The sequence below is a fragment of the Bradyrhizobium sp. HKCCYLS3013 genome, from assembly GCF_051167615.1.
Classification (GTDB): domain Bacteria; phylum Pseudomonadota; class Alphaproteobacteria; order Rhizobiales; family Xanthobacteraceae; genus Bradyrhizobium.
The window spans coordinates 41,253-67,409 of the sequence record NZ_JBNPTK010000007.1 but is presented as its reverse complement, the minus strand read 5'-3'; the positions used below and the strand labels follow the sequence as shown (position 1 = coordinate 67,409).

The 26,157-nt window shown below is 67.0% G+C and carries 22 protein-coding genes; 11 read left to right on the top strand and 11 right to left on the bottom strand.

The window, feature by feature from the left end:
* Positions 1-91: 91 nt before the first annotated feature.
* The 5 genes from ACQR1F_RS14935 to cobS all read right to left on the bottom strand — a co-directional run bounded on the left by ACQR1F_RS14935 (position 92) and on the right by cobS (position 6,811).
* The gene (locus ACQR1F_RS14935) at positions 92-1,192 is read right to left on the bottom strand and encodes an LLM class flavin-dependent oxidoreductase (RefSeq protein WP_316182913.1); all 1,101 of its coding nucleotides are present in this window, start codon (positions 1,190-1,192) and stop codon (positions 92-94) included.
* A 217-nt stretch (positions 1,193-1,409) separates the two neighbouring features.
* The gene (locus ACQR1F_RS14930) at positions 1,410-2,522 is read right to left on the bottom strand and encodes an NADH:flavin oxidoreductase/NADH oxidase (RefSeq protein WP_434913361.1); all 1,113 of its coding nucleotides are present in this window, start codon (positions 2,520-2,522) and stop codon (positions 1,410-1,412) included.
* A 103-nt stretch (positions 2,523-2,625) separates the two neighbouring features.
* The gene (locus ACQR1F_RS14925) at positions 2,626-3,702 is read right to left on the bottom strand and encodes an esterase-like activity of phytase family protein (protein WP_434873418.1); all 1,077 of its coding nucleotides are present in this window, start codon (positions 3,700-3,702) and stop codon (positions 2,626-2,628) included.
* Between the two features lie 64 nt (positions 3,703-3,766).
* The gene (gene cobT / locus ACQR1F_RS14920) at positions 3,767-5,668 is read right to left on the bottom strand and encodes a cobaltochelatase subunit CobT (protein WP_315800586.1); all 1,902 of its coding nucleotides are present in this window, start codon (positions 5,666-5,668) and stop codon (positions 3,767-3,769) included.
* A 144-nt stretch (positions 5,669-5,812) separates the two neighbouring features.
* On the bottom strand, positions 5,813-6,811 hold the full coding sequence (gene cobS / locus ACQR1F_RS14915; RefSeq protein ID WP_315800587.1) for a cobaltochelatase subunit CobS: 999 nt from the start codon (positions 6,809-6,811) through the stop codon (positions 5,813-5,815).
* Between the two features lie 296 nt (positions 6,812-7,107).
* Between cobS and ACQR1F_RS14910 the strand changes: the two genes are divergently transcribed.
* A complete protein-coding gene (locus ACQR1F_RS14910) occupies positions 7,108-7,764 on the top strand; it encodes a DedA family protein (protein WP_315800588.1) in 657 nt (218 codons plus the stop codon).
* A 4-nt stretch (positions 7,765-7,768) separates the two neighbouring features.
* Here the strand turns inward: ACQR1F_RS14910 and ACQR1F_RS14905 are convergent, their stop codons facing one another.
* Positions 7,769-8,992: a citrate/2-methylcitrate synthase gene (locus ACQR1F_RS14905; RefSeq protein ID WP_434840289.1), complete on the bottom strand. Its 1,224-nt coding sequence runs from the start codon at positions 8,990-8,992 to the stop codon at positions 7,769-7,771.
* Positions 8,993-9,074: 82 nt separating this feature from the next.
* On the opposite strand from ACQR1F_RS14905, the gene ACQR1F_RS14900 reads away from it, so the two are divergent.
* Positions 9,075-10,163 carry a citrate synthase/methylcitrate synthase gene (locus ACQR1F_RS14900; RefSeq protein ID WP_434907403.1) on the top strand — a complete coding sequence of 363 codons (1,089 nt, stop codon included), beginning with the start codon at positions 9,075-9,077 and terminating at the stop codon, positions 10,161-10,163.
* 43 nt (positions 10,164-10,206) lie between these two features.
* Here the strand turns inward: ACQR1F_RS14900 and ACQR1F_RS14895 are convergent, their stop codons facing one another.
* On the bottom strand, positions 10,207-10,851 hold the full coding sequence (locus tag ACQR1F_RS14895) for a J domain-containing protein (protein ID WP_315800591.1): 645 nt from the start codon (positions 10,849-10,851) through the stop codon (positions 10,207-10,209).
* A 110-nt stretch (positions 10,852-10,961) separates the two neighbouring features.
* On the opposite strand from ACQR1F_RS14895, the gene ACQR1F_RS14890 reads away from it, so the two are divergent.
* Positions 10,962-11,231, top strand: a complete 270-nt coding sequence (locus tag ACQR1F_RS14890) for a BolA family protein (protein WP_315800592.1) — start codon at positions 10,962-10,964, stop codon at positions 11,229-11,231.
* 6 nt (positions 11,232-11,237) lie between these two features.
* On the opposite strand, the gene ACQR1F_RS14885 is transcribed toward ACQR1F_RS14890, so the two are convergent.
* The 3 genes from ACQR1F_RS14885 to ACQR1F_RS14875 all read right to left on the bottom strand — a co-directional run bounded on the left by ACQR1F_RS14885 (position 11,238) and on the right by ACQR1F_RS14875 (position 14,426).
* Entirely contained in the window at positions 11,238-12,542 is a 1,305-nt protein-coding gene (locus ACQR1F_RS14885) for an HlyC/CorC family transporter (RefSeq protein WP_315800593.1), read from the bottom strand.
* A gap of 73 nt (positions 12,543-12,615) precedes the next feature.
* Positions 12,616-13,764: a 3-dehydroquinate synthase gene (gene aroB, locus ACQR1F_RS14880; protein ID WP_316216835.1), complete on the bottom strand. Its 1,149-nt coding sequence runs from the start codon at positions 13,762-13,764 to the stop codon at positions 12,616-12,618.
* A complete protein-coding gene (locus ACQR1F_RS14875; protein ID WP_434898410.1) occupies positions 13,761-14,426 on the bottom strand; it encodes a shikimate kinase in 666 nt (221 codons plus the stop codon). Before ACQR1F_RS14875 ends, aroB begins: the two co-directional genes overlap by 4 nt.
* Before the next feature lie 339 nt (positions 14,427-14,765).
* On the opposite strand from ACQR1F_RS14875, the gene ACQR1F_RS14870 reads away from it, so the two are divergent.
* From ACQR1F_RS14870 to ACQR1F_RS14840, 7 genes are all read left to right on the top strand, one after another.
* Positions 14,766-14,912, top strand: coding sequence for a histidine kinase (locus tag ACQR1F_RS14870; protein ID WP_315800919.1), 147 nt, complete (start codon positions 14,766-14,768; stop codon positions 14,910-14,912).
* A gap of 171 nt (positions 14,913-15,083) precedes the next feature.
* Positions 15,084-16,040, top strand: coding sequence for a site-specific tyrosine recombinase XerD (xerD, locus tag ACQR1F_RS14865; RefSeq protein WP_315800596.1), 957 nt, complete (start codon positions 15,084-15,086; stop codon positions 16,038-16,040).
* Positions 16,041-16,259: 219 nt separating this feature from the next.
* Positions 16,260-17,222: an acetyl-CoA carboxylase carboxyltransferase subunit alpha gene (locus ACQR1F_RS14860; protein ID WP_315800597.1), complete on the top strand. Its 963-nt coding sequence runs from the start codon at positions 16,260-16,262 to the stop codon at positions 17,220-17,222.
* 294 nt (positions 17,223-17,516) lie between these two features.
* Positions 17,517-18,992 carry a L,D-transpeptidase family protein gene (locus ACQR1F_RS14855; protein ID WP_434913360.1) on the top strand — a complete coding sequence of 492 codons (1,476 nt, stop codon included), beginning with the start codon at positions 17,517-17,519 and terminating at the stop codon, positions 18,990-18,992.
* 835 nt (positions 18,993-19,827) lie between these two features.
* The gene (locus tag ACQR1F_RS14850; RefSeq protein ID WP_434913359.1) at positions 19,828-20,292 is read left to right on the top strand and encodes an Rrf2 family transcriptional regulator; all 465 of its coding nucleotides are present in this window, start codon (positions 19,828-19,830) and stop codon (positions 20,290-20,292) included.
* Positions 20,282-20,989: a class I SAM-dependent methyltransferase gene (locus ACQR1F_RS14845; RefSeq protein WP_434913358.1), complete on the top strand. Its 708-nt coding sequence runs from the start codon at positions 20,282-20,284 to the stop codon at positions 20,987-20,989. The genes ACQR1F_RS14850 and ACQR1F_RS14845 overlap by 11 nt, the downstream gene beginning before the upstream one ends.
* Before the next feature lie 263 nt (positions 20,990-21,252).
* Entirely contained in the window at positions 21,253-22,578 is a 1,326-nt protein-coding gene (locus tag ACQR1F_RS14840; RefSeq protein ID WP_434913357.1) for a hypothetical protein, read from the top strand.
* Between the two features lie 45 nt (positions 22,579-22,623).
* Here the strand turns inward: ACQR1F_RS14840 and ACQR1F_RS14835 are convergent, their stop codons facing one another.
* Complete coding sequence (locus ACQR1F_RS14835) at positions 22,624-23,517, bottom strand: hypothetical protein (protein ID WP_315800602.1); 894 nt, start codon at positions 23,515-23,517, stop codon at positions 22,624-22,626.
* 238 nt (positions 23,518-23,755) lie between these two features.
* On the opposite strand from ACQR1F_RS14835, the gene ACQR1F_RS14830 reads away from it, so the two are divergent.
* Positions 23,756-26,155 carry a membrane-bound PQQ-dependent dehydrogenase, glucose/quinate/shikimate family gene (locus ACQR1F_RS14830; protein WP_434913356.1) on the top strand — a complete coding sequence of 800 codons (2,400 nt, stop codon included), beginning with the start codon at positions 23,756-23,758 and terminating at the stop codon, positions 26,153-26,155.
* Positions 26,156-26,157: the final 2 nt, after the last annotated feature.

Sequence of the window (26,157 nt, the reverse complement as noted above, 5' to 3'; positions counted from 1 at the left end):
CACTCGCGCGAAAATTTTAGCTACATTTCTTTTGACGCCAGCATTGCCCGAAAGGGAGGGGGAATGCTGGCGCCAAGATACTAGGACGTTACTAGGCGGCCTTGGTCAGGCCGGCATTGAGGTGGCTCAATCTCGGCATCACCTCCTGCTTCAACAGGCGCAGCGAGTTGTGCCAGGCTTCCGGCTTGTGCTTGTAGTCGAAGCCGAACACGCACAGCGTCCCGAAGCCGCCGACCTCGTGCCAGATCTTCTCGATCTTCTCGGTCACCGTGGCCGGCGAGCCGACGATCCAGTTGCGCTTGGCGCAATAGTCCACCGTCACGTCGGAATCCGGCACCTCGGGTGAGTGCTTCAGATAGTCCTTGAAGCCGAAATGGCCGAGCAGTGGCAGGAAATATTCGCCCATCATCCGCCCCATCATGTCGCCGGAGGACAAGCGCCAGGCTTCCTCGTCAGTCTCGGCGACGAACACCTCGCGCACCAGCCGCCAGTCATTGCGGCTGGGCTTTCGCCCGGACTTGGCCGCGCCGGCCTCGACCGAGTCCCAGTGCGACGACACATAGGCCGGGTTGAGGTTGAGGCTCATCGGGATGAAGCCGCGCTCGCCGGCGAGCTTGAGCGTGTCGGAGTTCTTCGACAGGCCGGCGACGCCGATCGGCGGATGCGGCGCCTGCACCGGCTTGATGTGCGGCTTGAGGAAGTCGAACATCACGTCGGGCTTGGTCACCGTCCAGTATTTGCCCTTGTGCGTGAACGGTGCCGGCTCGGTCCACAGACGCAGGATGATCTCCAGCGCCTCGCGCGTCATCTCGCGGTTCTGGCCGCTCATGCCGTCGACGTTGAACATCGCCCAGTCGCTCGGCAGACCGGATGCGGCAATGCCGAAATTGAGCCGGCCGTCGGACAGATGATCCAGCATCGCAACGCGGTTGGCGAGCTCGGCCGGGTGATGATAGGGCAGAAGGAAGCCGCCCGGCCCAAGCCGGATGTTCTTCGTTTCACGGAAGGCCTGCGCCAGAATGAGATCGGGTGCCGGGTGCGGCTCCCAGGGCGCGGTGTGATGCTCGCCGATCCAGGCTTCCTGATAGCCGAGTTCGTCGAGCCACCGCAGGACCTGCAGGTCCCATTCCTGCCCCTCCTTCAATCCGCACTCCGGCGGATGCGAGGGCATCGTGAAGTATCCGATTTCCATGGCGCTTTCCTCTCGCGTTTGTATTGCGGCGCATCTTTGTGATGCGCTCATCGTCACGCGAGACGAAACACGACCAGACGAGTCGGCATCGCCGCACGTGGTCTGCGAAGTCTAGCACTTCGTCCGACAGCGACAATCGTCAGCCGTGTCGCGGGCGGAATGATGACCGCAGAATTTTGCAACGCTGGTGCGCAACATTGCGGTCATCAATTGCACGTCAGCGTGCGCCGAATGTCGTCTTGCCGAACAGCTCCTTCTGCGTCGACGGCTGCGAGCGCCAATATTGCGGAGGTGCGGCGACCTGTCCGCCGAGCTCCGCTGCCGCGTGCCAGCCCCAGCGCGGGTCGTAGAGCATGCCGCGGGCCAGCGCGACCATGTCGGCCTTGCCCGAGGCAACGATCTCCTCGGCCTGCTGCGCCTGCGTGATGAGACCGACCGCCATGGTCGGAAGCCCCGTCGCCTGTTTCACGGCCGCGGCAAACGGCACCTGGTAGCCGGGTCCGAGGGCGATCTTCTGCAACGGCGACACGCCGCCCGAGGAGACGTCGATCCAGTCGGCGCCGCGGCGCTTCAGCTCTTGCGCAAATATGATGGTCTGCTCGAGATCCCAGCCGCCGTCGACCCAGTCGGTGGCCGAGACACGCATGCCGACCGGCTTGTCCGCAGGCAAGACGGCGCGCACCGCATCGTAAACTTCGAGCGGAAAGCGCATGCGGTTCTCCAGAGACCCGCCATAGCTGTCGGTGCGCTGGTTGGCGATCGGCGACAGAAACTGATGCAACAGATAGCCATGCGCGCCGTGGAGCTCGATCGCGTCGATGCCGAGGCGCGACGCCCGTTGCGCTGCAGAACCGAACGCATCGCGAATGCGGGCCAGGCCCGCGAGATCGAGCGCCTCCGGCGCGAGCTCGCCCTCCTTGTGCGGCAAGGCCGATGGCGCGACCGTCTGCCATCCGCCGTCCGCGAGCGGAATCTGCTGTCCGCCATCCCACGGCTTGTAGCTGGAGCCCTTGCGGCCGGCATGGGCGAGCTGCATCGCAACCGCGGTCTTCGAATGTTTGCGAACCGAGGCCAGGATGGGCTTCAACGCAGCTTCCGTCACATCGTCCCACAGCCCGAGACAGCCGGGCGTGATGCGCCCGATCGGCTCGACATGCGTCGCCTCGATACAGAACATCGCCGCGCCCGACAGCGCCAGCGTGTTGATGTGGGTGAAGTGCCAGTCATTGGCCGCGCCATTCTCGGCCGAGTACTGGCACATCGGCGACACCATGATGCGGTTGGCGAGTTCGAGACTGCGCAGCTTGATCGGAGTGAACAGGGCGCTCATGCTGAGTTCCAGGTTGTGACGGTTGACGCGATGATCCGATGGCCGCGAGTGTCGATCATGGACGAGCCGCGGTCAACGCGAGCCGCCGCAGCGGTATCGCTGCTCACTCCATCAGCGTGAACTGCAGCAGCAGCGTGCGCTGGATCATCGAGAAGTTGTCGTCGGACACCAGCGTCAGCACGGTCTCGCCGTCCGGCGTGACATGCGCATCGATGCCCTCGAGATTGTCGATCTCCTGGCCGAGATCGGCGGAGAAGATCGCCGGACCATCGACCAGCGCGCCCGGCGCGATCTGCGCTAGCGTCAGCCGGCGGATTCGAATGCCGACCCCGTTGAACAGCGAGAACTTGCGTTCGAGCACCAGAAGATCACCGGACGGCAGCAGCACGGCATCACTGACGTCGAACTCGTTGCTACGGACGATGCTAAACTGTCCCGCGGCCGGTCCGCCGATCAGGAAGGCCAGCAGATTGCCGTTCGCGTCCAGACCGCGCTCGGACAGCGCGATCAGGGTGCCGGCGAGCGGCAGGCCCTTCGGCACGACCACCAACGCCTCCAGTCCCTTGTTGTGGGGCAGCCGCTTGGCGGCCGGCGGCAGCGGCACGATCTCGCCGCGCGCGCCGGTTCCACCCTTGGCGAAGTCGTAGCGCAGGAGCTGGTTGACGCGTTCGAGGCCGACATAGACGATGTCTCCATCGCGCGCGAGCGACTCGGAATCATACCAACCGCGATCGGTGATGGGCCGTCCGTCCGGACCAAGCAGCGGCGCCGCTTCGACGTCGGCGAGCCCCGCGATCTCGCGACCGGAATAGGCAATGCGGCCGGTGAACCAGCCGCCCTTGTCGCTGACCGCGAGGAAGCGTTCACCCTTGGCATCGAGCCGGATGCCGGACAGGCCACCGAAGCCGGGAAAAGACGAGGTCAGCGCCACGCCGCTGCGATATTGCAGCATCCCGAAGCGCAGATGCGTCCGATCACGGAGGTCGAACGAGGGCAGCGGTCGCGCGTTGACCTCGATCTTGACCGCCGATGTGACGGAGTGCTCGTCGATGGTGACGCGTCCGCGGACCGGTGCCGGCGCAAGCTGCGCGCGAGCCGTCCTGGACCATGCGAATGCCGACACTCCGCCGATGGTCAGCGCGAGAAAGCGCCTGCGGTCGGCAATCGCCTGCAGCGACATCGTCAGCGGAGCCCCCTCCCCCACCTCCTCCAAGACGGAGGAGACGCAGCCGGCCGACGGCCGCTTACGAATGCAGCCTGCGCTTTGGTCCCGGCGCAGGCTGCGGTGCCGCGTGGGTCTCCGTGAACAATTCGGCGAGCTTCTCGGTGATGGCGCCACCGAGCTCCTCGGCATCGACGATGGTCACCGCGCGACGGTAGTAGCGGGTGACGTCGTGGCCGATGCCGATCGCGATCAGCTCGACCGGCGAGCGGGTCTCGATCTCCTCGATGATGTGGCGCAGATGCCGCTCGAGATAGTTGCCGGGATTGACCGACAGCGTGGAGTCATCGACCGGCGCGCCGTCCGAGATCATCATCAGGATCTTGCGCTGCTCGGCACGCCCGAGCAGGCGCTTGTGCGCCCAGTCGAGCGCCTCGCCGTCGATGTTCTCTTTCAACAGCCCTTCGCGCATCATCAGGCCAAGATTCTTGCGCGCCCGCCGCCACGGCGCATCGGCCGACTTGTAGATGATATGGCGGAGATCGTTGAGGCGGCCGGGATTGGCCGGCTTGCCGGCGGCAAGCCACGCCTCGCGCGACTGCCCGCCCTTCCAGGCCCGCGTCGTGAAGCCGAGGATCTCGACCTTGACGCCGCAGCGCTCCAGCGTGCGGGCGAGGATGTCGGCGCAAGTCGCGGCCACCGTGATCGGTCGGCCACGCATCGAGCCGGAATTGTCGAGCAGCAGGGTCACCACGGTGTCACGGAAGGTCGCTTCCTTCTCACGCATGAACGACAGCGGTTGATAGGGGTCGATGACCACGCGCGACAGCCGCGCCGGATCGAGGATGCCTTCCTCGAGATCGAACTCCCAGGCGCGGTTCTGCTGCGCCATCAGCCGGCGCTGCAGCCGGTTGGCGAGCCGCGCCACGATGCCCTGCAGATGTGCGAGCTGCTTGTCGAGATAGGAGCGCAGCCGCTCCAGCTCGTCATGGTCGCACAGGTCTTCCGCGGCAATGACCTCGTCGAACTTCGGCGCGAAGGCGTGATATTCCGGCCCGCGCGGCTCGTTGGCGCCGCCGCGGTTCGGACGCGTCGCCTCGCCCGGCGTCTCGTCGTCGCCGAGCTCGCCGTCGTCGAGCGTGTCGGACGCCGAAGCCTGGGCGGCCTCCATCGCGCTCTCCGACATCTCGTCCGACGTCGTCTGCGCCTGGTCTGCGCTCATCTCCTGCGCGGCGTCGGATTCGGGCGAGCCCTCGGCGCCGGACTGGTCGTTGTCGCCGTCGCGGCTGTCGTCGTTGTCCTCGTCCTCTTCGGAATCGGCGTTGCGCTCGTCGCCGAGATCCAGCGCCGACAAGAGATCGTGCACGAGGTCGCCGAACTTCGCCTGATCCTCGGTGAAGCGGCCGAGCTCATCGAGACGCTGGCCGATCCTGTCCTCCAGGAACGGACGCCAGAGATCGACCACCTTGCGCGCCGCGTTCGGCGGCGCCATGCCAGTGAGGCGCTCACGCACCATCATGGCCAACGCATCCGACAGCGGTGCGTCGGCACGGTCGGTGATCTCGTCATATTTGCCGCGATGGAAGTGATCATCGAGCATCGCCGTGAGATTCTTGGCGACGCCGGCCATGCGTTTTGCACCGATCGCCTCGACACGCGCCTGCTCGACCGCCTCGAACACGCCACGCGCCTGCGGATTGCCCGGGATCAGCTTGCGATGGATTTTCGGATCGTGGCAGGCGAGCTTCAGCGCGATCGAGTCGGCATGGCCGCGCACGACGGCGGCGTCGCGCTTGGTCATCTTGCGCGCCGGCTCCGGCAGCCGGGCCTTGCCCGGCGCAAGGCCGGGACGCTCGGCCGCGAAGGAGACTTCGAGCTCAGGCGCCCTGGCGATCGCGCGCAGGCACCCCGTGACCGACCTCTTGAAAGGTTCGGTCGGTGCTTCCTTGACGCCAGGACGGGGCTTGTTGCTCGGTGTGGTCATCTGGTTCCTGCGGCTATCGTCCCGGCGAACGCCAGGCCCGATAACCACCGGCGTTCGTTTGTTCGCACTCGCTCTCCCGCATCACCCCACGAGAGAGGCCGCGGCGTATGGGTCCCGGCCCGAGGCCGGGACCACGCCGTTGTGTCAGCTCAGCGCCACGTTGATGGAGGATTCCGGCAGCTCCGCATTGAAGCAGCGCTGATAGAATTCGGCGACCAGCGGACGCTCGAGCTCGTCGCACTTGTTGAGGAACGTCACACGGAAGGCGAAGCCGATGTCACCGAAGATCTCGGCGTTCTCGGCCCAGGTGATCACCGTGCGCGGGCTCATCACCGTCGACAGATCGCCATTGGCGAAGGCGTTGCGCGTGAGGTCGGCGAGCCGCACCATCTTGTTCACGATGTCGCGTCCCTGCGCGTTCTGATAGTGCTTGGCCTTGGCCAGCACGATCTCGACCTCCTCGTCATGGGCGAGGTAGTTGAGCGTGGTGACGATCGACCAGCGGTCCATCTGGCCCTGGTTGATCTGCTGGGTGCCGTGATAGAGGCCCGAGGTGTCGCCAAGGCCGATCGTATTGGCGGTCGCGAACAGGCGGAATGCCGGGTGCGGCTTGATCACCTTGTTCTGGTCGAGCAGCGTCAGGCGGCCCGACACCTCCAACACGCGCTGGATCACGAACATCACGTCCGGACGGCCGGCGTCGTATTCGTCGAACACCAGCGCGACGTTGTGCTGCAGTGCCCAGGGCAGGATGCCGTCACGGAACTCGGTCACCTGCTTGCCGTCCTTGACCACGATCGCGTCCTTGCCGACGAGGTCGATACGGCTGATGTGGCTGTCGAGATTGACCCGCACGCACGGCCAGTTGAGCCGCGCCGCGACCTGCTCGATATGGGTCGACTTGCCCGTTCCATGGTAGCCGGTCACCATCACGCGGCGGTTCTTGGCGAAGCCGGCCAGGATCGCCAGCGTGGTGGCGCGGTCGAAGCGGTAATCGGCATCGACCTCGGGAACGTGCGGGTCGGTCGCTGAAAAAGCCGGCACCTCAAGGTCGCTGTCGATCCCGAACACCTGCCGCACCGACACCTTCATGTCGGGCACACCGGTCATCTCCTGCGCATTGGTCGTAGCGGCGGTCGTCATTCATCCTCCGAGGTCCCGGGCATTCCCGAAACCAGATTTCATGTTTGGCTGCGGTTGAAGGGCTTCGACGCCAGCCTAGCAGAGAGCACGCGCGGGCAGAAGCCTAAGCCTTGATCAAAGTTCCGTCGTTATATCATCGAGATAGGCATGGGTGGCCGTTTTCGGAAGGCTGCCCTGCGAATCGTGCCACCTTTTCGCCCACCGGCTCTTCCCAGGAATCTCGACGTGGCACCCGGGGCCGGGGTTCCTACTTATCGGGAAGTCCCCGCCCCACCCTCTCCACCAACAGGAACCGCGTGGCCCATCTGCTCGACCCACTCATTGCCTTTGTCTCAGCGCATGCGGGACTGGCCTATCTCACCCTGTTTCTGGCCGCCTTGCTGGAGGCGATCCCGATCGTGGGCTCGGTGATTCCGGGCACGACCATCATCCTGGCGCTGAGCGCGCTGATTCCGGGCGGCGAGCTGACCCTGCAATGGGTGCTGGCGGCGGCCGTCCTGGGCGCGGTGCTCGGGGACGGCGGGGCGTTCTGGGTCGGCCATCGCCGGCAGCGCGAGATCCTGGCGAACTGGCCATTCTCGAACTATCCGCGCCTGGTGGCGCAGAGCGAGGCCTTCTTCCACCGGTTCGGCACCCTGGCGATCTTCTTCGCCCGCTTTGTCGCGCCGATCCGAGCCGTCGTGCCGATCACGGCCGGCGCGCTCGACATCCCTCCGCTGCGCTTCTACGCCGTGAACATCCCAGCCATCGCGCTGTGGGCCTGCGCCCACGTCCTGCCCGGCGTCTTCGCGGTGCAGCTGTTGCACCGTTATGGCGGGATTCCGCATCATAGCCATATCGCCAAGTCCACCTGGATCATCGCGGCTGTCGCGGGCACGATCGTGGTCTGGCTGGTCCTCAGATTGGTGCGGAAGCGGCGCGAGTCTGAGCTCGCCGCTGGCGTCACGGATTAGAACGCTACAGCGCATCCAACATGGCTCCGCGGCCGGGTGCGGGTCCGATATAGCGAGCACGTGGGCGGATCAGGCGGCCGTGCTGCAGCTGCTCGCAGGCATGGGCGAGCCAGCCGACGCAGCGTGCCATCGCGAACAGCGCCAGCTCGCTGCCGGCAGGCAGCCGCAGGCTATGCACCAGCACCGCCAGCGCATAGTCGATATTGACGAACTCGCCGGTCGCCTCGGCGATCCGCTCCGGCACCTCGCGGGTGAATTTGCGCGGCGCGCCGGCGCGCGTCAGCGCCTCCAGCAGCGAGATGGCGCGGGGGTCGCCGTGCTTGTAGACGCCGTGGCCGAAGCCGGCGAAGCGCTCGCCGAGCGCCACCCGCTCGCGGATCAGCGGCGCGGCATCGCGATCAACGAGGGTCTTCACCAGTTGCGACGCCAGGACGCCGGCGCCGCCGTGCTGCGGTCCTTTGAGCGCCGCAAGACCCGCGATGACGGCATCGTAGAGACTGAGGCCCGTCGACGCCGCACAGCGGACGGTGAAGGTCGACGCGTTCAGCTCATGATCGGCCAGCAGCACCAGGGTGCGGCGGATCAGGTCCGGCGCATGTTCATGTCCGGGCGCCCAGCTCCGCGCGACCTGAACATGCAGCGGATCGGCTGAGGCGGGCTGGTTCAACATGGTTGCGACCACCAGCCGGACGATGCGCGCGCCGACCAGCGCCCGACCATCGGGAGCGCGGTTGAACGCCGCGGGATCGGCATGTGTCGCCAGCGCCAGCACCGCGATGGCCCGGTCGATCGGCGCCGCGCGCCGCGCGGCATCGGCGATGAAACCCATCTCCTCCGACACGGCCGGAAGGTTGCCCGGCGCAAACGGATCGAGCGCGGTCACGTCCCACAGCAGGGTCGCAGCATGTTCCAGCGTGCCGCGCACGGCTAGGTCGACGCAATTGACGCCTCGATAGATCGGACCGGCTTCGGTGATTGTCGACACGGCGGAATCGAACACGGGGAGGTCCGCATCGAAGCTGCGGAAGGCGCGCGGCTCGGGGGCCGGTGCGCGCCGCTCCTTCAGGGCCCGGATGTCCTCGGCGCGATAGCGGTTGCTGCGCGAATTCGGCGACGGCTCGGAGCGGACCAGTCCGCGGCTGACATAGGCGTAGAGGGTGGCCGGCGAGATCGCCAGTTCAGCCGAAGCTTCGCGCGCAGATAGGTAAAGACCGCTGTCTTTTTTCATATTGATCAGCTTAATCAAGATTGATCAAGTTGTCGACTGGGCGGATCTTGGCAGCGTGACCATTTCTCGAAGGAGACCCGCCATGACCATCCAGCTCGGCAAGACCCCCATCGGCCTCGACGGAATCGCCGCCGCCGAGACCGTGCTCAGCAACGTCGACGGCCAGCAGGGGGAGCTCATCATCGCCGGAGCGCGTGTGGCCGACCTCGCCGCCGCCAGCGGCTTCGAGGGCGTGACTGCCCGACTATGGAGCGCGGCGACGAAGCGCAGCGTCGGCGAGACGGATGTCCGTGCCAGCCTCGGCCAGGCCCGCGCGCGCGCCTTTACGCGGCTGCCCGAGCTGCTCGCCGCGACCTCCGGCCTGTCGATCATCGACGGCTTCCGCGCCGCCATCGCGGCGCTGCGGTCCGAGCCCGGGCTCGACGACGAAGCCACGATCGTCGGCGCCTGCCCGGTGATCGCCGGCGCCCTGGTCCAGCGCGCACAGGGAGCACAGCCGATTGCGCCCGATCCTGACGCCAGCCACGCCGCCGACACCCTGCGCATGGTCCGCGGCGATACGCCTGCGGCTGGCGAGGTGGCGACGCTGGACACGTATCTCGTCACCGTCAGCGATCACGGCATGAACGCCTCGACCTTCGCCGCGCGCGTCGTCGCCTCGACCCAGGCCGACCTGTTCGCATCGGTTACCGCCGGCTATTGCGCGCTCACCGGCCCGCTGCATGGCGGGGCGCCGGAGCCGGTGCTGGAGATGCTCAACGCGATCGGCACGCGCGAGAACATCAAGCCGTGGGTCGACGCGGCGCTCGGCCGCGGCGAGCGGCTGATGGGGTTCGGACATCGGATCTATCGCGTGCGCGATCCGCGGGCCGACGTGCTCAAGGCCGCGATCGAGCGGCTGGCGGGCAGCGGCGCCGACCTGCCGTTTGCGAGCGAGGTGGAGGCTTACATCCGCCAGGCGCTGCGGCGGAAGAATCCGGAGCGGGCGCTCGACACCAATGTCGAGTTCTTCACCGCCATCCTGCTCGATGCGCTGAAGATTCCGCGCCAGGCGTTCACGCCGATCTTCGCGGTGGCGCGCGCCGCCGGCTGGACCGCCCATGCGCGGGAGCAGCAGCGGACGGGGCGGTTGATCCGGCCGAGCTCGGCCTATATCGGGCCGAAGCCCTGAGACCTTCGACGCAACGCGCGGCAGCCTCACGCGCTGCCGCGCGTCAGCCCTTCACCACCGTCTTCAGGTAGTTGTAGGCCTTGATGATCTCGATCAGGCGATCCTCGGTGGAGCGGTCGCCGCCATTGGCATCGGGATGGTGCTGCTTCACCAGCGCCTTGTACTTGACCTTGACGTCTTCCAGCGTCGCGTCGGGACCGAGGCCCATGACCTGCAGCGCCTTGCGCTCGGCGTTGAACACCTTGCGCGTCTCGGCCTTGGGGGCCGACCGGGGATCCGGGCGCCAGCTGCCGCGGCCGTTGATCTCGGCGAATACGCTGAACGGATCGGCGGCATCGCCGAGATCGCCCTCGGCGCTGCCGGTGCCGCGCTTGGCCGACGTGTTGGCCCCCATCTTCCAGGTCGGGCGGTGTCCGGTCAGCGCATCCTTCTGATAGCGCGCGACCGCCTCGGCGTTCATCCCCGAGAAGAAATTATAGGACTGGTTGTACTCGCGCACGTGATCGAGACAGAAGTGCCAATACTCGCGCGCGTTCTCGCGTCCCTTGGGCGCGCGATGCGAGCCCTTGTTCTTGCAGTCCGGCCACTGACAGGGCTGGGCCTCCTCGCGCACCACCGGCTGCCGCGCAGCCGCCTTCTTGGGCTTGATGCGGATGGAGTCGAAGAATTTGTTTGAATCGATCGGCATGGCGGACTTTGACTACGCAACGCGAAAAGCTTCAAGTCTTGACATTGCGAATACCTCGGGCGGGGACCGCCGATTGACGAAAAATAATTTGATGCGTATTTCCAGAGACCATGCGGACCCGAGATGCTATCATCAAAAAGTTGCGCGAAGCTTTCACGCCTGAAAGCCTCGATGTTCAGGACGAATCACATCTGCATGAAGGCCATATGGGCCATCAGCCGAGCGGTGAGACCCATTTCCGCGTGTATATTGTGTCGCAGGCCTTCGCGGGCAAGAGCCGTGTCGATCGCCACCGCCTGATCAACGCCGCATTGGCAGCGGAACTTGCCGGCTCGGTGCACGCGCTCGCGCTGCATGCGAAGGCGCCGGGCGAGGCTTGATCCCAATTAGAACGCCGTGCCTGCACGGCGCGGCCGCGTCTCCTCGGTTTCGCCGCGCGGCACCGGTACGATGCGCAGCGCAGTGATGCGATTGCGCTCCCGGCGCAGCACGCGAAACCGGAAGCCGTGAAACGTGAAGCTCTGGCCGCGCTCGGGGATCGAACGCGCCTCGTGAATGACGAGACCGGCAACTGTCGTTGCTTCCTCATCCGGCAGCGTCCAGTCCATCGCGCGATTGAGATCGCGGATCGGCACTGAGCCATCGACGACGACGGATCCGTCCGGCTGCACGCGCACACCCGCGACCTGCACATCCTGCTCGTCGGAGATGTCGCCGACGATCTCCTCCAGAATATCCTCCAGCGTGACGATGCCTTCGACCTCGCCATACTCGTCGACCACGAGCGCGAAATGCGTCTTGCGCCGGCGGAACGCCTTCAGCTGTTCCGACACGGACCGCATCTCGGGTACGAACCACGGCGGCAGCGCCAGTGAAGCAACGTCGATGTGCGACACGTCGCCCTCGGCGGCGCGGATCGCACGCAGCAAGTCCTTCGCATGCAGCACGCCGATGATGTTCTCCGGCGTGCCGCGCCACAGCGGGATGCGTGTGTATTCGGTGGCGAGCACCTCGCGCACCAGTTCTTCCTGCGGCAGGTCCGCATTCACCATCACCATCTCGGTGCGGTGGACCATGACGTCGGACACCTGCAATTCGCGCAGATCGAGCAGGCCGCCGAGCATGTCGCGATCCTGCTTCTCGACCTTGCCTTCATGATGCAACAGATCGACGGCGCCGCGCAGGCGTTCGGTCGGCGACAGGATCGGCTGATTGGCCCCGACCTTGAAGCCGATCAGCCGCATCAGCCCGCGCACGATCGCTTCGATCACGGCGAGCACCGGACCGAGCACGATCACCGCCGCCCGCATCGGCCTGGCGACCGCGAGCGAGACGCGATCCGGCGCGTTGATCGCGATCGTCTTCGGCAGCACCTCGGCAAAGATCACGACCAGCGCGGTCATCACGCCGGTCGCGTAGAGCACGCCGACCTCACCGAACCAGGCGGTGAAAATACCGGTCGCCAGCGCGGAGGCGCCGATATTGGCGATGTTGTTGCCGAGCAGCAGCGCGCCGATCAGCCGTTCGCGCGTGTCGAACAGGCTCGACACCACGTCGGCATCGCGATTGCCCTGCTTCGACAGCCGCAGCATCGAGGCGCGAGAGGCGCCGGTCAGCGCGGTCTCGCTCAGCGCAAAGAAGGCGGAGGCGGCGAGGAGGAGAATGACGACGGAGAGTGTGAACCAGTCCATGACGCCGATGTCGCTCTGGAGGGAGGCAGCCGATGATCCGTTGGCACTGCTCAATACGGCGTAAAGCCCGGGATCAGCTTCTGCTGCGCAATTTGGCCTGGAGAAAGTCGCGGACCCGCGCCGGATCGACGTCGTTCGCGATGACGGCGCGGCCGATGGCTTCCATCAGGATGAAGGTCAACTTGCCGCGCTTGACCTTCTTGTCCTGCGCCATCAAGGCCAAGAGCCGGTCGGCGTCGCCGATCCCCTCCTGGGCAAAGCCGGCGATGTCCTGCAGATGGGTCGGCAGGCCGACCGCAGCAAGGTGACGCTCGATGCGCACGACGTCGTCCGGCGGCAGCATGCCGAGCTCGGCCGAGAACTGCGCCGCCAGCACCATGCCGACGGAAACGCCCTCGCCGTGGAACAGGCGGTCGGAGAAGCCGGTGACGGCCTCCAGCGCATGGCCGAAGGTGTGGCCGAGATTGAGCAGCGCGCGGTCGCCAGTCTCGCGCTCGTCGCGGGCCACGATCGCCGCCTTGGCGCGGCACGAGGTCGCGACCGCGTGCTCGCGCGCGGCGCCGCCTCTGACGATGTCGGCGTGATTGGCCTCGAGCCAGGCGAAGAAGCTGGCATCGCCGAGCAGGCCGTATTTGGCGACCTCGGCATAGCCGGCGCGGAACTGGCGCGGCGACAGGGTATCGAGCACGGCGGTGTCGGCGATCACCAGCACCGGCTGATGGAAGGCGCCGAGCAGGTTCTTGCCTTGCGGCGAATTGATGCCGGTCTTGCCGCCGACGGAGCTGTCGACCTGCGCCAGCAGCGAGGTCGGCACCTGCACGAAATCGACGCCGCGGCGCAGGATGGCGGCCGCGAAGCCGGCGAGATCGCCGACCACGCCGCCACCGAGCGCGACGACCAGATCGTTGCGTTCGATCCTGGCAGCGATCAGCGCCTCGCTGACCTTCTCCAGGCCGGCATAGGTCTTGGAGCCCTCGCCCTCATCGACCACGATCGTGGACGCCGGGATGCCCGCCTCCGCCAGGATCGCCTCGGTCGGCTTCAGCCAATGCGCGGCCACGGTACGGTCGGTGACGATGGCCGTGCGCACGCCCGGCCGCAGCGCCGCGATGCGCTGGCCGAGCGAAGCCAGCACGCCGCGGCCGATGACGATGTCATAGGCGCGCTCGCCGAGCGCGACGTCGACGATGATCGGATCGGAATGCTTCAGAGGTGCTGTCATCGGAGCGCGCCCATCGCGTGCGGAGGATCGGGTTGAACTGGATCGGGTTGCGGTCCGGCCGGCCCCGCCTCGGTCTCCGGTGACGAGAAGAACGCCTGCAGCGCCTCAATGCAGTCCTCGACAACGCGATCATGCGGCACATCGCGCGAGCAGATCGTGAGATCGGCAAGCTGGTAGACCGGCTCGCGCTCGACGAGCAGGCGAGCGACCGTGCCTTCGGGATCGGCGGTCTGCAGCAGCGGCCGGTCGGCCCGCCGCCGGACGCGGCGCATGATCACGTCGGCATCGGCCTTCAGCCAAACAGAGACCGCCTTCTCATGGATGCGCCGCCGCGTCTCCTCGCGCATGAAGGCGCCGCCACCGGTTGCCAGCACACCGGGCCCGTTTTCGAGCAGCCGGGCGATCACCCGGGCCTCGCCGTTGCGGAAATAGTCCTCGCCGCGCGATTCGAAGATTTCCGGTATGGTCATGCCGGCCGCGGTCTCGATCTCGGTGTCCGCATCGACGAAGGGCAGCCGCAACCGCGCCGCGAGCCGCCGGCCCACGGTCGACTTGCCGACACCCATCATGCCGACCAGCACGATCAGCCGCTTGCCGAGGCCTGCGAGAATAGCGGTCTCCGGAGCGGCTGGGCTTACAGCGGGTTGGGACGTGTCGGTCATATGAAGGCTTCTAACCCAGCCCCTGCTGCTTTCAAAGGCATCCTGTTCCGCGACACGCAACCGGTTCTCCCCGCGGACGTCGTTCCGGGGCGCGCGCAGCGCGAGCCCGGAACCCATACCCACAGGATGCTGTGTGAGGCAGGCTGGCTGTTGGCATCTCGCCGACGACATCGTCCTGCGGTGATGGATTCCGGGCTCGCCGCGCTGCGCGCGCCGCCCCGGAATGAGGGAGCAAGCAGAACCGACCTCCGGACGAACGGTGGAGAGCGCCGGACTTGCCAGCCGGGTGCGAACATGTTGGATGAAACTATTCCTTCCCTGGTGGCCCGCGCGACCCCGATGCCCAGCCTGTTCCGCTTCCTGACCGTGATCGCCGTCATCGTCGGCGTGGTCTATGGCGCGATCTACGCGCTGGCGAATTTCGTCAGTCCCAAATCGCGGGAGATGACGGTGACGATCCCGCCGGACAAGTTCCAGAAGAAATGATCCGGCACGCGAGCGCGAACTCAAAAGTCACACGGCATTGATTAAGCATTTTGCGCTTCTCTGAGGTGGCCGGGCGCCGCGATATCGGCCAGATTTGCAGTCACCGCTCGATGTGCCCCGGCGAATACCTCGTAGTGATTCGATCGCCTCGGACGCAGCGGATTTCACGACATGAAGGTCAAGGCCTCCGACGCCAGGCTGATGAGCCTGTTCCTCGACATGATGGCCGCCGAGCAGGGCGCCGGTCAGAACACGCTGGACGCCTATCGCCGCGACCTCACCGATCTCTCCGAATTTCTCGGCGGCAAGGCCAACAGCTTCGCCACGGCCGACACCCAGGCGTTGCGCGACTATCTCGCCGACCTCGATACCAGGGGCTTCAAGTCCTCCAGCGTGGCGCGGCGGCTGTCGGCGATGCGGCACCTGTTCCGCTTCCTGCTGAGCGAGCGCATCCGCAGCGACGATCCCGCCGCCATCCTGTCCGGCCCGAAACGCGGCCGTTCCTTGCCCAAGGTGCTGTCGATCGGCGATGTCGACCGGATGCTGACCAGGGCCAAGGAGCTCTCCGAGGTCGGCGAGGCCTCGCCGGCGCAGCGGCTGCGCGCGCTGCGGCTGTATTGCCTGCTCGAGGTGCTGTACGCGACCGGCCTGCGCGTCTCCGAGCTGGTGGCGCTGCCGCGCACCGCGGCCCGCAACGACGCCCGCATGATCGTGGTGCGCGGCAAGGGCAACAAGGAGCGGCTGGTGCCGCTGAACCAGGCCTCGCGCCAGGCGATGGCCGACTATCTCGCCGCCCTGGATGCGCTGAAGCCTGAGAAGAAGGCCAGTGCGACATTCGGCAAATGGCTGTTTCCCTCGTTCGGCGAGAGCGGCCACCTCACCCGCCAGCACTTCGCCCGCGACCTCAAGGAACTCGCGGTGGCCAGCGGCCTGCCCGCCCGGCTGGTGTCGCCGCACGTGCTGCGCCACGCCTTCGCCAGCCATCTGCTGCACAACGGTGCCGACCTGCGCATCGTCCAGACCCTGCTCGGCCACACCGACATCTCGACCACCCAGATCTACACCCACGTGGTCGAGGAGCGCCTCAAGAGCCTGGTCCGCGACCTGCACCCGCTGGCCGAGACCTGACCTCGCTTCACACCTTCCCGAAACCAAATCCGCCGGCGTGACGCCCGGCCGGCTTGACTTCGCGCCCGTCTGCCCCGAAAGAGCGCCATCCTGCCCGCGATCCCGGCGCGATGCCTGGAGGCTGGGCACCGATCGTACCCTAAGCTCCTGAAGTCGTTCGGCTTCAGGTCCGAAGGCCGAACCGATTTCGTCTCCCAGCGCTCTTCCTTCAGCTCTTCCATGCCGGATCCCATGCGCAGCTACCTCGATTTCGAAAAGCCTGTTGCCGAGCTCGATTCCAAGGTCGACGAACTCCGGGCGATGGCCGCCTCCGGCACCGATATCGGCGAGGAGGTCAGCCGGATCGAGGAGAAGGCCGGCCAGGCGCTGGCCGAGCTCTACGCCACGCTCACGCCGTGGCAGAAGACCATGGTGGCCCGCCATCCGCAGCGGCCGCACTTCACCGACTTCGTGGGCGGGCTGATCACCGAGTTCACCCCGCTCGCCGGCGACCGCAAGTTCGGCGAGGACGCCGCTCTGCTCGGCGGCTTCGGCCGCTTTCGCGGCGAGCCGATCTGCGTGATGGGCCAGGAAAAGGGCGCCACCACCGAGTCCCGGCTCAAACACAATTTCGGCATGGCCCGTCCCGAAGGCTACCGCAAGGCGGTCCGGCTGATGGAGATGGCCGAGCGCTTCGGCATCCCCGTGCTGTCGCTGGTCGATTCCGCCGGCGCCTATCCCGGCATCGGCGCCGAGGAGCGCGGCCAGGCCGAAGCGATCGCGCGCTCGACCGACGCCTGCCTGGCGCTCGGCGTCCCCAACATCGCGATCATCACCGGCGAAGGCATGTCGGGCGGCGCGATCGCGCTGACCACCGCCAACCGGGTGCTGATGCTGGAGCACGCGATCTACAGCGTGATCTCGCCGGAAGCCGCCTCCTCGATCCTCTGGCGCGACGGCACCAAGGCGCAGGAAGCCGCCAACAGCATGAAGATCACCGCCCAGGACATGCTCCGCTTCGGCGTGGTCGACACCATTCTCAAGGAGCCGGTCGGCGGCGCTCACCGCGATCCCGCGGCAATGATCGCGGCGACCGGCGAGGCGATCGCCCAGGCGCTCGACGAGCTGAAGGGCCTCGACGCCGACGCCATCCGCAAGCAGCGCCGGCAGAAGTTCATCGAGATCGGCCGCAAGCTCGGCTGACCGGGCTTGCGCTCGGGCCTCGGCGCTCGCGGTTTTGTGAGTCTTTCCAGCCGTTTGGCCGCATTTCGGCCCCGCCGACGGGGTCTGCTGTTTAGAAGTTGTTGACCAAGGCGGCCGGGGCCAGGTGGCATCGCCGGAGCGCGGGTTGCGAGGCCTGGGGTCAAAGGCTACAATTTTAATCAATGGTTTGACGGCATGACGCAGGGTCGACCCGTGATTTATCCAGCTTTCGGGCCGATCGGGTGAGATGAGACTGGGGTGTTGCGGCATGCGGGGTTTGCGGGGAGCTTTGCTTTGATCAACCGCGCTTTCGTCCGGGTTCTCCTGACCTCGGCGGCGTTGGCCGCCGGTGCGCTGCTGACCGGTTGCAACAGCGATCAGGTCGGACTCGCCACCAACGCCAAGGCCAACCAGCCGGTACCGCCGAAGCTCGTCGCGACGATGGGCGAGAAGGATATGGATCTGCAGTCGCCGATCCTGGTCCGCGTCTTCAAGCAGGAGGCCGAGCTCGAGGTCTGGAAGCAGGACCGCTCGGGCAAGTTCGCGCTGCTCAAGACCTATCCGATCTGCCGCTGGTCGGGCGATCTTGGACCCAAAGTGCGCGAGGGCGACCGCCAGGCGCCGGAGGGCTTCTACTCGATCAATCCGAGCCAGATGAACCCGCAATCGGCCTACTATCTGTCGTTCAACACCGGCTATCCGAACGCGTTCGACAAGGCGCTCGGCCGCACCGGCTCGCAGCTGATGGTGCATGGCGACTGCTCGTCGCGCGGCTGCTTCGCGATGACCGACGAGCAGATCGCCGAGATCTATGCGCTCGGGCGCGAGTCGTTCTTCGGCGGCCAGCGCGCCTTCCAGTTCCAGGCCTATCCGTTCCGGATGACGCCGGTGAACATGGCGAGGCACCGCAACAATCCGAACATGCCGTTCTGGCGCATGATCAAGGAAGGCTATGACGCCTTCGAGGTCACGCGGCAGGAGCCGAAGGTCGACTTCTGCGAGAAGAAATACGTCTTCAACGCCCAGAAGCCGCCGGGCGCGACGCATGATCCGGTGTTCGACGCCTCTGCCAAGTGCCCGGCCTATGTCGTGCCCGACGAGATCACCGCCGCCGTGCGCGACAAGCAGCAGGCCGACGAGGCGGAATATGCCAAGCTCGTCGCCAAGGGCACGCCGGTCGCCAAGCTCAACACCGGCATCGACGGCGGCATGAATCCGATCTTCGCCAGCCGCGTGCCCGGAGCCTCCACCGGCCTGTCCGACGCCGGCGAGGCGCCGGGCCTGTCGCTCGCCAACTTCCAGGCCGCGCCAGGCACGATCCCCGGTCACGTCAACCCGCCGCGCGCGCCCGGCGCCGACGAGGTCGCGATGCCGGCCAGTGCCGCGGAGGCGCCGGTGAGCGCGCCGTCGACCCGCGTGGCGGCCATCAGCGCGCCCGAGAAGCCGAGCTTCATGTCGAGCCTCGCCCGCAAGGTCGGGATCGGCGGCAATGCGGCGGCAGAGAGCACAGCGACAGCCAAGCCCGCGCCGAGCAAGACCGCAGAGGCGAAGCCCGCCGAGACCAAGCCAGCGCCGAAGCCGGTCGCGGCCAAGCCCGCCGAGACCCGGCAGGCTGCCGCGCGGCCGCCGTTCAAGCCGGCCACGAGCGAGGCGCCGGCCACCACCGCTTCGGCCCCGGCCCAGACCCAGACCCAGACCGCGCTGGTCTCCGGCGCCGTCCCGGTGCTGCAGTCGAACTCGTTCGACAGCCGGTTTTCGGGATTCAAGTAGGTAGGACGTCGGCGCCGCCATTTGCGCGACGCCGCCGGCTCGCGAGAACCGGGCCGCATGCATGACGCCACCCTCCCCTGGAGGGGAAGCACCGCGTTCGTGGTGCCATCGTGGTCAACGATCTCAAACTGCATCTGGGGATGCGCGTCTCTGTTCTCGCGGCGCATTCGGCGTCCGAGCGATGCATCGATCTCACCCTCTTCAAGACCGAGGGTGCAGGGAAGGCCGGACCTCGACTGAGGCCCGTGGCCCGCCTGCGAAAAAAATGCAGGCGGCAGGAACCACAGGTCCAGCCGGACGATCCGGCCCTCCCTGCGCGACGGTTTGAACGGCTGCTTCGCGCTCTCCCTGGGGACCGGGCTGTCTTGCCCCCATCACCGGCGAGATGCACGAGGCATCATCAGCCGGCTTGACCTCAGCGTCGGGAGGCCAGGACCACGCGACTTGACCGTACGGACCGGTGTTGTTCGTCGGCGCGATCAAGTCACGCTGCAAACCGGCCCGCCCATCACATCCCGCACTCCACGCTTCGTGACGACCGCGCAGCGCCCCTCGTCGATGAGGCGGGATGGAATGAATAGATCACGAATTTCCGAAATTGCGAAGCGGAATATTTTTGCTCACGGGACTGGACAGCCCAAATCAGCCTGAACGCGCAGGCGAAATCCGGTTTTCCGCGCCAGAGACTTTGCGGCGGATCGGGGGAATGACGCGCCCGCATTCGCGACGAGCAGCAGGACCGAGTCGCCCGACGGGCAGACACGACAGCATCGCCCAAGGCCGCACGAAGGCAGGCCGGTTGACGTTCCGGGCATCATGTCATATTAAAAGTTACATGAGACCCAACAGCCAGTTGTCCGGCATCCTCCATGTCCTGCTCCACATGGCGGAGCACGACGGTCCGGTCACCTCCGAGGCGCTCGCAGCGATGATGCAGACCAACCCGGTCGTGATCCGCAGAATCATGGCGGGGCTCCGGGACAGCGGCTATGTGCGCTCCGAGAAAGGCCATGGCGGCGGCTGGACGCTCGCCTGCGATCTGGCGGCCGTCACCCTGCGCGACGTCTACGATTCGCTCGGACGTCCGTCGCTGTTCGCGATCGGCCATCGGAGCGACAATCCCGACTGTCTCGTCGAGCAGGCGGTCAATGCGGCGCTCGACACCTCCATCCAGGCGGCCGAGACGTTGCTGCTGTCCCGTCTTGGCGCCATCACGCTGGCGGCGCTGAGCGCTGATTTCCACGACCGCCTCGAACGACGCAAGCGACCTCGCAAGGGAGACATTTGTCATGCCGGCTGACATTGCCGACGGCGCTCAGCAGTTCATCCGCGCGTTTTCCGATCCCGAATTCGTCGCGCGCTACACCGATGGTCCACGGCGCTTCGTGCCCGGTCTCGACGGGCTGCACCGCATGACGGCGGTTCTGCTGGCCGAGCGGGCGCCCGACCATGCGCGGGTGCTCGTGCTGGGCGCGGGCGGCGGGCTCGAGCTCGATGCGTTGGCCGAAGCGCACCCATCGTGGACCTTCGTCGGGGTCGATCCGGCGCCGCAGATGCTGCGACTCGCCGAACGCACGCTCGGCGCGCGGATCAGCCGGGTCGAACTGATCGAGGGCACCATCGACGCTGCGCCGGCCGGCCCGTTTGACGCGGCGACATGCCTGCTGACGCTGCATTTTCTGGCAACGCCGGAGCGTTTGCAGACAGTCCGCGCCGTGCACGACCGACTCCGCCCTGGCGCGCCGTTCGTGGTCGCCCATAGCTGCCTGCCGAAGGAGCCGACTGAGCGGGCTCTGTGGCTGGATCGCTACGCGGCCTATGCCGTTGCGTCGGGCACGGACCCCGAGCAGGCAAGGACGATGCGCGCGACCGTCGATGCCAGCGTCAACATGCTGAGCCCGGAGGACGATGAAGCGATCCTACGTGACGGCGGCTTTCGCGATGCCCGTCGCTTCTTTGCTGCGCTGACTTGGCATGGCTGGATCGGCCACGCCTGAACGGCGGCTGAGCATCACACCGATGCCCCCCTGAACGATCGCGATCAGGGCCTGCTAATGAGTTGCCCGGCCTAAGCGGGCATCCACGTATTCCCTCCCTGCGGCCACTGAAGAGGTGGATGGCCTGGCCTTGCGGACAGGCTTCGCGCCGGAGCCCTGCCACCTCTCAGCTTGCGTGACGTCGCGCACGGAGCGCGGGGACGCGATCTGCGACAAACGGCGCGTCACCCGAGGCGAGGTGACGCAACCGAGAGGAGCAGGTCATGAGCTTTTGGGATGATATCGGAGATGCCGTCAGTTCCGCCGTCGACGACGTGAAGGACGTCGCGAAGGATGTGGCGGGTGCGGTCGGCGGCGCGGCGGGCGCCGTGGTCAACACGGTCGAGCACGTCGCCGGCGATGCGGCGCATGCCGTGGGCAGCGTGGTGCACGGCATCGGCGCGCTCGGCGGCGAAGCCATCCATACCGTGGGCGGCGTGCTCGGCGCGATCGGGCATGGCGCCGAGGCGATCGGCGGCGGCCTGCTTCACACCGTCGGCGACGTCGCGTCGACCGTGGTCCATGTCGGCGGTGACGTGCTCCACACCGGCATCAACGTGGCGGGTGATCTGGCGTCCGGAGTGAGCGATCTCGCGCACGGCAATATCGATGGCCTCGTCAACGACGTGAAGCATATCGGCGGCCACATCGTCGACGGCGGGCTGAACGTCGCGGGTGACGTCGCCCATGGCGCCCTCGACGTCGCCGGCGACCTCGCGCACACCGCGGTCGGCCTCGGCGAGGCCGGGCTGGAGGCAGCGGGCGCAGTCGGCCACGGCGCGCTCGACATGGCCGGCACCATCGTCGGAACGGCCGGCGAGGTCGGCATGGACGCGCTGGACGCCGCGGGCGCGGTGGTGAAGGGCGGCTTCGACGCCGGCGTGGCGGTGGCTGACGGGGCCATCGGCGTGGTCACCGACACGGCGTCGGCGGCCGGCCACCTGATCGGCGGACCGATCGGCGAGGCGATCTCCGGCATCGCGCACGGCGCCGATGCGGTCGGCACCGGAATCGTCGACGGCGTCGGCCATTTCGTCGGCGAGGGTCTCAACGGGCTGGCGCAGACCGCGGGCGATTTGAGCCACTCGCTGGGGCAGCAGCTCGACGCGATCGGCCACGATCTGGGCTCGCTGGTCAACGACCTCAGCCATGGCGATCTCGGCGCTGCCATCGGCGATATCTTCAAGCTGGCGCAGGACGGCTTGCGCAGTGACGGCATCGCGGTCGCCCATGGCGGGTCCGAGGGCGGCAGCCATGGCGGGTTCTGGGACTCGATCGCCTCGGCGATCCAGCACGCGGGCGACAACGCCCAGGGCGGCGAAGGCTCGGGGTTGGGCTCCGGATTCGGCTCCGGTCCGCTGCACGGCGAAGGCTCGTCGCACAACCCGATCATCGTCGACAATTTCGGCGACCATGGCCACCCCGGCAACACCGGCATCGTGCCGCCGAATTTCGATCACGCGCCCGTGGCCGTGCACGATGCGCCGCACGCCGACTACAGCCACATCGTCCAGATGGACGATTCGCATCACTTCGCGATGCATGGCTGAGGCAAGCAGGACATCCCGCCGTGACCGTCACGGCGGGATGTCGCGTCAGGACCGATCGGCGCTCTGCTGGACGATGGCCGGCGGCGCGCCGGTCGCCTGCGCGCGATCACGCGGCAGGTGATCGTTCATTGCCGAGAGTGCGCACAGCGCCAGCGAGCCCCAGACCGCGGCGCTGAAATACAGCGACATCCAGGCGATCTCTTCCTTCCAGTGCTCGAACTCGTGGGTGACGGTCCAGCGGGTGGCGGAGTCGCGCAGGCCGGCGAGCGGATGCAGCAGCGGCGTGCCGGCGGCGCGCTCGATGCGCCAGCGCTTCACATACATCGGGACATCGATCACGACGAGGAAGGCGAGATAGCAGGCGATGCCGACGAGGCCCGCGATCAGCAGGCCGCGCACCACGCCATCGAACTCCGGCAGCAGCCGGCCGAGCCCGATGCCGACGAGCAGGAAGGCCACCGCCCACAGCGAGTTCTCGATCGCGTTGTAGAGGAAATTCCGGGTGACGACAGCGTACCAGGAACAGATCTCGGCGATGACGATCAGCGGCACGATGATACGGGCCATGTTCACCGCGGTCTCGGCATCGGCGATGGCGCCGAGCTGCGCGAGGATGATGGCCCACTGTGCCGCGAAGGCGATCTCGGCGATGGTCGCCACGGTGCGGCCGACGAACACGCTCGACAGCCAACTGTCGACCAGGCAGATGCGCTGCACGTCGGCGCGCGGCAGCACCGAGCGGAAGGCGCAGCCGAACACATAGGCCGCCGACAGCGCCAGCATCGAACCGGTCTGGGACGCCTGCCCCGCCGAACTGCTGCCGCCGTTGAGCTGGCGGTACAGGATGAACCAGAACACGATGTTGGCGAGGCTGACGAGCGTCAGCATCGCCCACCACAGGGCGACCGGGTTCGACAGGGCTCGCGACTGCGCACGCATCCGGGCACTCCAATTTTCATGTGAACGACATGGGATCGTATTAATTTCGTCATGGAGCGGCAACCCGTTCCGGCCACGGAAGGCGCGCAAAAGGCCGTGTGCCGGGAGGGAGGTCGGCAACCGCGCGGCGGCCCCATCCCATGCCCTGCACGGCCAGGAACTTCCGCCCTTCCTCGCCGTTCATGACGCGGCTGCGGCGTCGCGCCGCGGCCTGTCATCATCAGCCTGGAGCCGCGCAATGGCCGCAGCCCGCCATCTGCAGCGCGCGCCGCTGCTCACCTTCACCGCGATCGTTGTCGGCCTGATGGGCCTCGCGCTGCTCGCCGGCGGGGCGTGGCTCGCCGCGATCGGCGGCTCACCGTATTACCTGGTCGCAGGCCTCGCGCTGCTGGTCGTCGCGGTGCTGCTGTGGCGGCGGCATGCGGCGGCGCTGTGGATCTATGCGGCGCTGCTGCTGGGCACGATGATCTGGGCGATCTGGGAGGTCGGGTTGGATTTCTGGTCGCTGGCGCCGCGCGGCGACGTGCTGGTGCCGCTCGGCGTCTGGCTGCTGCTGCCATTCATCACGGCGCATCTGGTGGGCGACATGCGCGCGGCGCGCTGGGGGCTCGTGGCCGTGCTTGCGGTGGCCGTGGTCGTGCTCGGCGCCTCCTTGCGCGGCGATCGTTTCGGCGCCGATGGCGCGCTGCCGCAGACCGCGGCGGCGACGGCCGGCACCGATACCGCGCCAGCCGAGGCGCAGGCGGACTGGACCGCCTATGGCGCGACCAATTTCGGCACGCGCTTCTCGAGCCTGAAGCAGATCACACCCGACAATGTGAAGACTCTCAAGCTCGCGTGGGAATTCCGCACCGGCGACCGCAAAGGGCCCGACGATCCCGACGAGTTCACCAACGAGGTCACGCCGCTGAAGATCGGCGATCTGCTCTACACCTGCTCGCCGCATCAGATCGTGTTCGCGCTCGATGCCGCCACCGGCAAGCAGCGCTGGAAGTTTGGTCCACAGATCAAACATCACAAGAATTTCCAGCACATGACCTGCCGCGGCGTGGCCTATCACGAGACCAAGCCGGGCGCGGTCGACGTGTCAGGCGCGGCGGCCCCGACGGAATGCGCCAGGCGCATCTTCCTGCCGACCAATGACGGAAGGCTGTTTGCGCTCGACGCCGACAGCGGCAAGCCATGCGAGGGCTTTGGCGAGCACGGCCAGATCGATCTCAAGGCCGGCAACGAGATCACCACGCTCGGCTTCTACGAAGGCACCTCGCCGCCCGTGGTCACCGACAAGGTCGTGATCATGGCCGGCGCCGTGATCGACAACTACTCCAACAAGGTGCCGTCGGGCGCGATCCGCGGCTTCGACGTCTACACGGGCAAGCTGCTGTGGGCGTTCGATCCCGGCAACCCCGATCCCAACGAGATGCCGTCGGCCACGCATCACTTCACGCCGGGCTCGCCGAACGGCTGGAGCGTCGGCGCGGCCGACGAGGCGCTCGGCCTGGTCTACATCCCGCTCGGCTCGAGTTCGCCGGACATCTGGGGCGGCAACCGCTCGGCCGACAACGAGCGCTATGATTCGGCGCTGGTGGCGCTCGACATCGCCACGGGAAAATTGCGCTGGTCGTTCCAGAATGTGCATCATGATCTGTGGGACATGGACATGCCGTCGCAGCCGAGCCTGGTCGACATGCCCGGCAAGGACGGCGTGGTGCCGGCGATCTACGTGCCGGCCAAGACCGGCAACATCTTCGTGCTCGATCGCCGCGACGGGCATCTGCTGGTCCCCGCGCCGGAGAAGCCGGTGCCGCAGGGCGCTGCGCCCGGCGACCGGCTGTCGCCGACACAACCCTTCTCCGAACTGAGCTTCCGGCCGCGAAAGGAGCTCTCGGGCGCGCAGATGTGGGGCGCGACGATGTTCGATCAGTTGGCGTGCCGCATCATGTTCAAGCGGCTGCGCTACGAAGGGCCGTTCACGCCCCCCTCCGAGCAGGGCACGCTGGTCTATCCCGGCGATTTCGGCATGTTCGAGTGGGGCGGCATCGCCATCGATCCCGTGAAGAAGATCGCGATCGCCAATCCGCAGTCGATCCCGTTCGTGTCGCGGCTGGTGCCGCGCGGCAAGGACAATCCGGCCGAACCCAACGCCGCGCATCCGCCGGGCACCGAGCTCGGCGTGCAGCCGATGTACGGCACGCCCTACGGCGTCTCGCTCGGCATCTTCCTGTCGCCGCTCGGCATCCCCTGCATGGCGCCGCCCTGGGGCAGTCTCGCCGCCATCGACCTCAAGACCAACGCGATCGTCTGGCAGCACCGCGTCGGTACCATCCGCGACCAGGCGCCGCTGCCGCTGCCGTTCAAGCTGGGCGTACCGATGCTCGGCGGCCCGATGGTCACTGCGGGCGGCGTCGCCTTCCTGACCGGCACCATGGACGACTACATCCGCGCCTTCGACGTCAAGGACGGCCGCCTGCTGTGGCAGGACAGGCTGCCGGCCGGCGGCCAGTCGACGCCGATGACCTACGAGGCCGGCGGCAAGCAGTATGTCGTCACCGTCGATGGCGGCCACGGCTCGTTCGGCACCAAGCTCGGCGACTATGTGCGGGCCTACGCGCTGCCCGGCAACGTCGCCAGCAAATAGTC

Excerpts from the sequence above, each read along its gene's own strand:
- ACQR1F_RS14935 (WP_316182913.1), bottom strand. The coding sequence starts at position 1,192 with ATGGAAATCGGATACTTCACGATGCCCTCGCATCCGCCGGAGTGCGGA.
- ACQR1F_RS14930 (WP_434913361.1), bottom strand. The coding sequence starts at position 2,522 with ATGAGCGCCCTGTTCACTCCGATCAAGCTGCGCAGTCTCGAACTCGCC.
- ACQR1F_RS14925 (WP_434873418.1), bottom strand. The coding sequence starts at position 3,702 with ATGTCGCTGCAGGCGATTGCCGACCGCAGGCGCTTTCTCGCGCTGACC.
- cobT (WP_315800586.1), bottom strand. The coding sequence starts at position 5,668 with ATGACCACACCGAGCAACAAGCCCCGTCCTGGCGTCAAGGAAGCACCG.
- cobS (WP_315800587.1), bottom strand. The coding sequence starts at position 6,811 with ATGACGACCGCCGCTACGACCAATGCGCAGGAGATGACCGGTGTGCCC.
- ACQR1F_RS14905 (WP_434840289.1), bottom strand. The coding sequence starts at position 8,992 with ATGAAAAAAGACAGCGGTCTTTACCTATCTGCGCGCGAAGCTTCGGCT.
- ACQR1F_RS14900 (WP_434907403.1), top strand. The coding sequence starts at position 9,075 with ATGACCATCCAGCTCGGCAAGACCCCCATCGGCCTCGACGGAATCGCC.
- ACQR1F_RS14895 (WP_315800591.1), bottom strand. The coding sequence starts at position 10,851 with ATGCCGATCGATTCAAACAAATTCTTCGACTCCATCCGCATCAAGCCC.
- ACQR1F_RS14890 (WP_315800592.1), top strand. The coding sequence starts at position 10,962 with ATGCGGACCCGAGATGCTATCATCAAAAAGTTGCGCGAAGCTTTCACG.
- ACQR1F_RS14885 (WP_315800593.1), bottom strand. The coding sequence starts at position 12,542 with ATGGACTGGTTCACACTCTCCGTCGTCATTCTCCTCCTCGCCGCCTCC.
- aroB (WP_316216835.1), bottom strand. The coding sequence starts at position 13,764 with ATGACAGCACCTCTGAAGCATTCCGATCCGATCATCGTCGACGTCGCG.
- ACQR1F_RS14875 (WP_434898410.1), bottom strand. The coding sequence starts at position 14,426 with ATGACCGACACGTCCCAACCCGCTGTAAGCCCAGCCGCTCCGGAGACC.
- ACQR1F_RS14870 (WP_315800919.1), top strand. The coding sequence starts at position 14,766 with ATGCCCAGCCTGTTCCGCTTCCTGACCGTGATCGCCGTCATCGTCGGC.
- xerD (WP_315800596.1), top strand. The coding sequence starts at position 15,084 with ATGAAGGTCAAGGCCTCCGACGCCAGGCTGATGAGCCTGTTCCTCGAC.
- ACQR1F_RS14860 (WP_315800597.1), top strand. The coding sequence starts at position 16,260 with ATGCCGGATCCCATGCGCAGCTACCTCGATTTCGAAAAGCCTGTTGCC.
- ACQR1F_RS14850 (WP_434913359.1), top strand. The coding sequence starts at position 19,828 with ATGAGACCCAACAGCCAGTTGTCCGGCATCCTCCATGTCCTGCTCCAC.
- ACQR1F_RS14845 (WP_434913358.1), top strand. The coding sequence starts at position 20,282 with ATGCCGGCTGACATTGCCGACGGCGCTCAGCAGTTCATCCGCGCGTTT.
- ACQR1F_RS14840 (WP_434913357.1), top strand. The coding sequence starts at position 21,253 with ATGAGCTTTTGGGATGATATCGGAGATGCCGTCAGTTCCGCCGTCGAC.
- ACQR1F_RS14835 (WP_315800602.1), bottom strand. The coding sequence starts at position 23,517 with ATGCGTGCGCAGTCGCGAGCCCTGTCGAACCCGGTCGCCCTGTGGTGG.
- ACQR1F_RS14830 (WP_434913356.1), top strand. The coding sequence starts at position 23,756 with ATGGCCGCAGCCCGCCATCTGCAGCGCGCGCCGCTGCTCACCTTCACC.